Source organism: Sphingomonas sp. CCH9-F2, assembly GCF_001556735.1.
GTDB classification, from domain to species: Bacteria; Pseudomonadota; Alphaproteobacteria; order Sphingomonadales; family Sphingomonadaceae; genus Sphingomonas; species Sphingomonas ginsenosidimutans.
The window spans coordinates 1-4,689 of the sequence record NZ_LSJO01000266.1; the positions used below are offsets into that span (position 1 = coordinate 1).

Annotated in this window: 6 protein-coding genes; 3 read left to right on the forward strand and 3 right to left on the reverse strand. The window is 68.4% G+C overall.

Going from position 1 to position 4,689, the window contains the following annotated elements; translation table 11 throughout:
- The first annotated feature begins 131 nt into the window (after nt 1–131).
- Entirely contained in the window at nt 132–836 is a 705-nt protein-coding gene (locus AX685_RS07865) for a c-type cytochrome (RefSeq protein ID WP_066487261.1), read from the forward strand.
- A gap of 100 nt (nt 837–936) precedes the next feature.
- Here the strand turns inward: AX685_RS07865 and AX685_RS07870 are convergent, their stop codons facing one another.
- Genes AX685_RS07870 through pdxH form a run of 3 tightly spaced genes read right to left on the reverse strand, consistent with a single transcriptional unit; the run spans nt 937 to nt 3,275 of the window.
- On the reverse strand, nt 937–1,737 hold the full coding sequence (locus AX685_RS07870; protein ID WP_066487263.1) for a PhzF family phenazine biosynthesis protein: 801 nt from the start codon (nt 1,735–1,737) through the stop codon (nt 937–939).
- A gap of 12 nt (nt 1,738–1,749) precedes the next feature.
- The gene (locus tag AX685_RS07875) at nt 1,750–2,697 is read right to left on the reverse strand and encodes a cation diffusion facilitator family transporter (RefSeq protein ID WP_066487267.1); all 948 of its coding nucleotides are present in this window, start codon (nt 2,695–2,697) and stop codon (nt 1,750–1,752) included.
- Nucleotides 2,694–3,275, reverse strand: coding sequence for a pyridoxamine 5'-phosphate oxidase (pdxH, locus tag AX685_RS07880; protein WP_066487275.1), 582 nt, complete (start codon nt 3,273–3,275; stop codon nt 2,694–2,696). Before pdxH ends, AX685_RS07875 begins: the two co-directional genes overlap by 4 nt.
- Nucleotides 3,276–3,394: 119 nt before the next feature.
- Between pdxH and ku the strand changes: the two genes are divergently transcribed.
- Together ku and AX685_RS07890 are read left to right on the forward strand one after the other, a co-directional pair.
- Nucleotides 3,395–4,285 (forward strand): non-homologous end joining protein Ku, encoded by an 891-nt coding sequence (gene ku, locus AX685_RS07885; RefSeq protein WP_066487280.1) that lies wholly within the window; start codon nt 3,395–3,397, stop codon nt 4,283–4,285.
- Nucleotides 4,286–4,291: 6 nt separating this feature from the next.
- Nucleotides 4,292–4,689 (forward strand): DNA polymerase ligase N-terminal domain-containing protein (locus tag AX685_RS07890; RefSeq protein WP_331710160.1); only part of this gene is annotated, 398 nt, incomplete at its 3' end.

The window sequence follows — 4,689 nt, forward strand, 5'->3', positions numbered from 1 at the left end:
CGGGCGGGGGCGGCGTAGCTATCCATGATGGCGTTCGCGACTAGGGAGTGCACCGGCCGCGCTCAAGTGCTTGCGGTCCCCCCATCGCTTTTCTATGGGATGCCCTAATCAAGAGGGGCGGATAGCGCGACATGGACGATCGGAACAACACGATTGCAGGCTGGGTACTGGGTGGTGCCGCCGTCGCGCTGGGGCTTTCGATCGCAGGCGGGATGATCTTCCACGGCGAACGGCCCGAGAAGATGGGCTATGCGATCGAGGGCGTCGAGGAAGCCGGCGCGGGCGGCGGCGAGGCGGCGGAGCCGATCGCGGTGCGCCTGGCGAAAGCCGATCCGGCCAAGGGCGCCGACGTGTTCAAGAAGTGCGCGGCGTGCCACACGATCAACCAGGGCGGCGCCAACGGCATCGGCCCGAACCTGTACGCCACGCTGGGCGAGCCGGTGGGCCAGGGCAAGGGCGGCTTCGCCTTCTCCGACGCGCTCAAGAGCGTCGGCGGCAACTGGGACTTCGACAAGATGGATGCGTGGCTGACCAGCCCGCGCAAGTTCGCCAACGGCACCAAGATGACCTTCGCGGGCCTGGGCAATGCGCAGGACCGCGCCGACCTGATTGTGTACCTGAACCAGCAGGGATCGAACCTGCCGCTGCCCGCGGCTCCGGCCGCCGGCGCCGCTCCGGAGGCGAAGGACGGCGCGGTCGCCAACGTGACCGAGGGCGCGAAGGGTGACACCGCCGACATCGCGAACCAGGGCACGCCGGCGTCGGGCGCTCCCTCGGTCGATCCGGCCGCGCAGAAGGACAAGGCGCTGGCGGTGGAGCCGCCCGCCAAGAAGTAAGCGGATAAGCGGTTCGCGGCCATCGCGCCGCGCCCGCCCGCAGGTGATGCGATATCGACCGGCGTAAACGATCAGCTACGCATGCTGACCCGCCGGACCGTCAGGGCAGCAGGAACGTGCCCTCGATCGTCGTCACGCACGATCCGGTCAGGATCACCCGGTCGCCGTCCAGCCGGCATGACAGATGCCCGCCGCGGGCGCTGGCCTGAAACGCGGTGAACGTGTCGCGGCCCAGCCGCGCGGTCCAATAGGGCGCGAGGACGGCGTGTGCTGATCCGGTCACCGGGTCTTCGGGAATGTCGAAATAATCGGTGAAGACGCGGCTGACGACTTCGGCCGTATCGCCCGCGGCGGTGACGATATGGACATAGGGGCCGAGCGCCTTCAGCGCGCGGCCGTCCGGGGCCGCGGCGCGCACCGCGGCTTCGTCGTCGACGACGATCACCGCATAGCCCTTGTCATGCCACAGCGTTTCGCGCGCCGTGACGCCCAGCGCGGCGACGATCTCCGGCAGCGGCCGCGGCACGGGCGCCCAGGCCGGCAACGCCATGTCATAGCGGGCGCCGGTTCCGGCACGGGCGACCGCCAGCACGCCCGCCTGCCGCGTGCGGAAGGTGACACGATCGCGCGTGCTGTCCGACGCCAGTACGACATGGCCGCTGGCCAGCGTCGCATGGCCGCATAGCGCGACCTCCGCCGCGGGGGTGAACCAGCGCAGTTCGTAATCCGCCGCACCGCTGTCGTCCGCGACCAGGAAGGCGGTTTCGGACAGGTTGTTCTCCTGCGCGATCGCCTGCAATACGGCATCGTCCAGCCAGCGCGGCAACGGCATCACCGCCGCCGGATTGCCGGCGAAGGCGGCGTCGGCAAAGGCATCGACCTGGGTAAAGGGCAGGCGCATCGTGGCGATCCTTCAGACGCGCTTGGAGAACCAGTGCGGCGTCACGTCCGCCTCGACCAGCGGGTTGTCGGTATCGACATGCCCTTCGGGATCGAGATGGATCAGCGTTTCGACGCGCGGGAAGGCGTCGCGCAACGCATATTCGACCCGCTCGACGATGCGATGCGCGTCGCGCACGGTCAGTTCCGGGTCCACTTCCATGTGGAATTGCGCGAAATCGTGGCTCCCGGCGCGGCGGGTGCGGAAATCGTGGATGCCGCGGATGCCCGGCTGGCGCGCGGCGACCTCCATGAAGGCGGCGCGCTGCACCTCGGACCATTCCTTGTCCATCAGCATGTCGATCGCCTGGCTGGACGCCTGGAACGCGCCCCACGCCAGCCACAGCGCGATCGCGATACCGAACACCGGATCGGCGCCCGCGATCCCGACATATTGGTCGAGCACCAGCGCGGCGATGACCGCCACGTTCAGCAGCACGTCCGACTGGTAATGGACGTTGTCGGCCAGGATCGCGACCGACCCGGTGCGCCGGATCACGCTGCGCTGATAGGCGAGCAGCGCGAAGGTCGCGAGGATCGCGACGATCGACACGCCGATGCCCAGCCCCGCATCCTCGTTCACCGCCGGGGTGCTGAACCGCTCGATCGCGCGCCACGCGATCCCGATCGCGGATGCCGTGATGAGCACGACCTGGAACAGCGCCGCCAGCGCCTCCGCCTTGCCATGGCCGAAACGGTGGTCGTGGTCGGCCGGCTCGGCCGCGAGCTTCACGCCGTACAGCGTGACCAGGCTGGCGAGCAGGTCCAGGCCGGTATCGGCCAGGCTGCCCAGCATCGCGACCGATCCGGTATGCCACGCGGCATATCCCTTGATCACCAGCAGCGAGCAGGCCATCGCCACGCTGGCCAGCGCGGCGCGCATCGCCAGCGGGATGATGCGGCGGCGTTCGTCGCGCGTCATGGGTACAGCAGCCCTTCGCGCCATGCGCCATCGACCGCGGGGGTGAACAGTCGGCGTTCGTGCAGGCGGTGCGCGCGGTCCTGCCAGAATTCGATCCGTTGCGGCGTCACGCGATAGCCGCCCCAGAACGGCGGGCGGGTCACGTCCTGTCCGTCGAACCGCGCCCGGGCCGCATCGAACCGCGCCTCGAACGTGGCGCGCGCGTCGAGCGGGCGCGACTGGTCCGATGCCCAGGCGCCCAGCTGCGAATCGCGCGAGCGGCTGGCGAAATAGGCGTCGCTCTCCGCATCGCTGACGGGGGCCACCGGCCCTTCGATACGGATCTGGCGGCGCAGCGATTTCCAGTGGAACAGCAATGCGACCTGCGGATTGGCGGCCAGTTCCCCCGCCTTGCGGCTGCCGCGGTTGGTGTAGAAGACGAAGCCGTCGCGACCATGCCCCTTCAACAGGACCATCCGCACGGACGGGCGCCCATCCGCATCGGCGGTGGCCAGCGCCATGGCGTTCGAATCGTTCGGCTCGCTGGTGCGCGCCTCGGCATACCAGGCGTCGAACAGCGCAAAGGGATCGTCGCTCATCGCCCGGCTTCTACCGCGCAATCGCGCGCGCGTCATCCTCGCCCCATGCATGTGCGGGGCAGCATGGAACCTGCGGCGCGCCAACTCATTGAATCGCCCTCGCAACGAAAGGGCTTCCGATGGCCGCGCGTGCCTATTGGCAGGGACAGATCCGGCTGGCGCTGGTGTCGATCCCGGTCGAAATCTACTCGGCGACGCGCTCCGGCGCGCAGATCAGCTTCCATCAGATCCACGAACCGTCGGGCAAGCGGATCAAGCTGGAAAAGACCGTCCCCGGCGTCGGCGCGGTCGACACCGACGAAATCATGAAGGGGTTCGAGATCGAGAAGGGCGAATATGTCCTGCTCGACCAGGACGAGATCGACGCGGTGAAGCTGGAATCGAAGAAGACGCTGGAACTGACCCAGTTCGTCGACGCGCACGAGATCGACGTCCTCTACTACGAAAAGCCCTATTTCGTCGTCCCCGCCGACGATCTGGCGGAGGAGGCGTTCATCGTGCTGCGCGAGGCGTTGCGACGCACGAAGAAGGTCGGGCTGGGTCAGCTGGCCATGCGCGGGCGCGAATATGTTGTCAGCCTGAAGCCATGCGGGCGCGGCATGGTGCTGGAAACGCTGCGCTACGCCGATGAGGTGAACAAGGCGCAGGGTTACTTCCGCGACATCCCCGATGCCAAGCCCGAGCCGGAGCTGCTGGAACTGGCCGAGGCGCTGATCGAGAAGAAGGCCGCGCCGTTCGACCCGCGCGGCTTCCACGATCGCTATGTCGATGCGCTGAAGGGGCTGATCGACCGCAAGCGCAAGGCCAAGGGGCGGCGGATCATCGAGGACAAGGGTGACGCCGCGGCGCGTTCGGGATCGAATGTCGTCGATCTGATGGCGGCGCTGAAGAAGTCGATGGAGGGCAAGGGCGGCGCGGCCGCGGCGGACGCCAGACCGGCGGCGGAAAAGAAGAAGCCGGCGGCACGAAAGCCGGCGGCGCGCAAGGCGCCGGCACGCAAGCGCGCCTGACCGGCGATGGCGCGTCGTCCCGATCCGCTCGAACGCTATAATGCGAAGCGCGACTTTTCGCGCACCGCCGAACCGGCGGGGACGCTGGCGCCTGGCAACGGCAACGGCTTCATCGTGCAGAAGCACGACGCGACGCGGCTGCATTGGGATTTCCGGCTGGAGGTGGACGGCGTCCTGAAAAGCTGGGCGGTGACGCGCGGGCCGAGCCTTGACCCCGCCGAAAAGCGACTGGCGGTGCGGACCGAGGACCATCCGCTGTCCTATGCGACGTTCGAGGGGACGATCCCGGCGGGCGAATATGGCGGCGGCACGGTGATGCTGTGGGACCGGGGCACTTGGGCGCCGGTGGCGGGCAAGAGCGCCGCCGATCTGGAGGCGGGGCACCTCCACTTCATCCTGGACGG

Excerpts from the sequence above, each read along its gene's own strand:
- ku (WP_066487280.1), top strand. The coding sequence starts at position 3,395 with ATGGCCGCGCGTGCCTATTGGCAGGGACAGATCCGGCTGGCGCTGGTG.
- pdxH (WP_066487275.1), bottom strand. The coding sequence starts at position 3,275 with ATGAGCGACGATCCCTTTGCGCTGTTCGACGCCTGGTATGCCGAGGCG.
- AX685_RS07865 (WP_066487261.1), top strand. The coding sequence starts at position 132 with ATGGACGATCGGAACAACACGATTGCAGGCTGGGTACTGGGTGGTGCC.
- AX685_RS07875 (WP_066487267.1), bottom strand. The coding sequence starts at position 2,697 with ATGACGCGCGACGAACGCCGCCGCATCATCCCGCTGGCGATGCGCGCC.
- AX685_RS07870 (WP_066487263.1), bottom strand. The coding sequence starts at position 1,737 with ATGCGCCTGCCCTTTACCCAGGTCGATGCCTTTGCCGACGCCGCCTTC.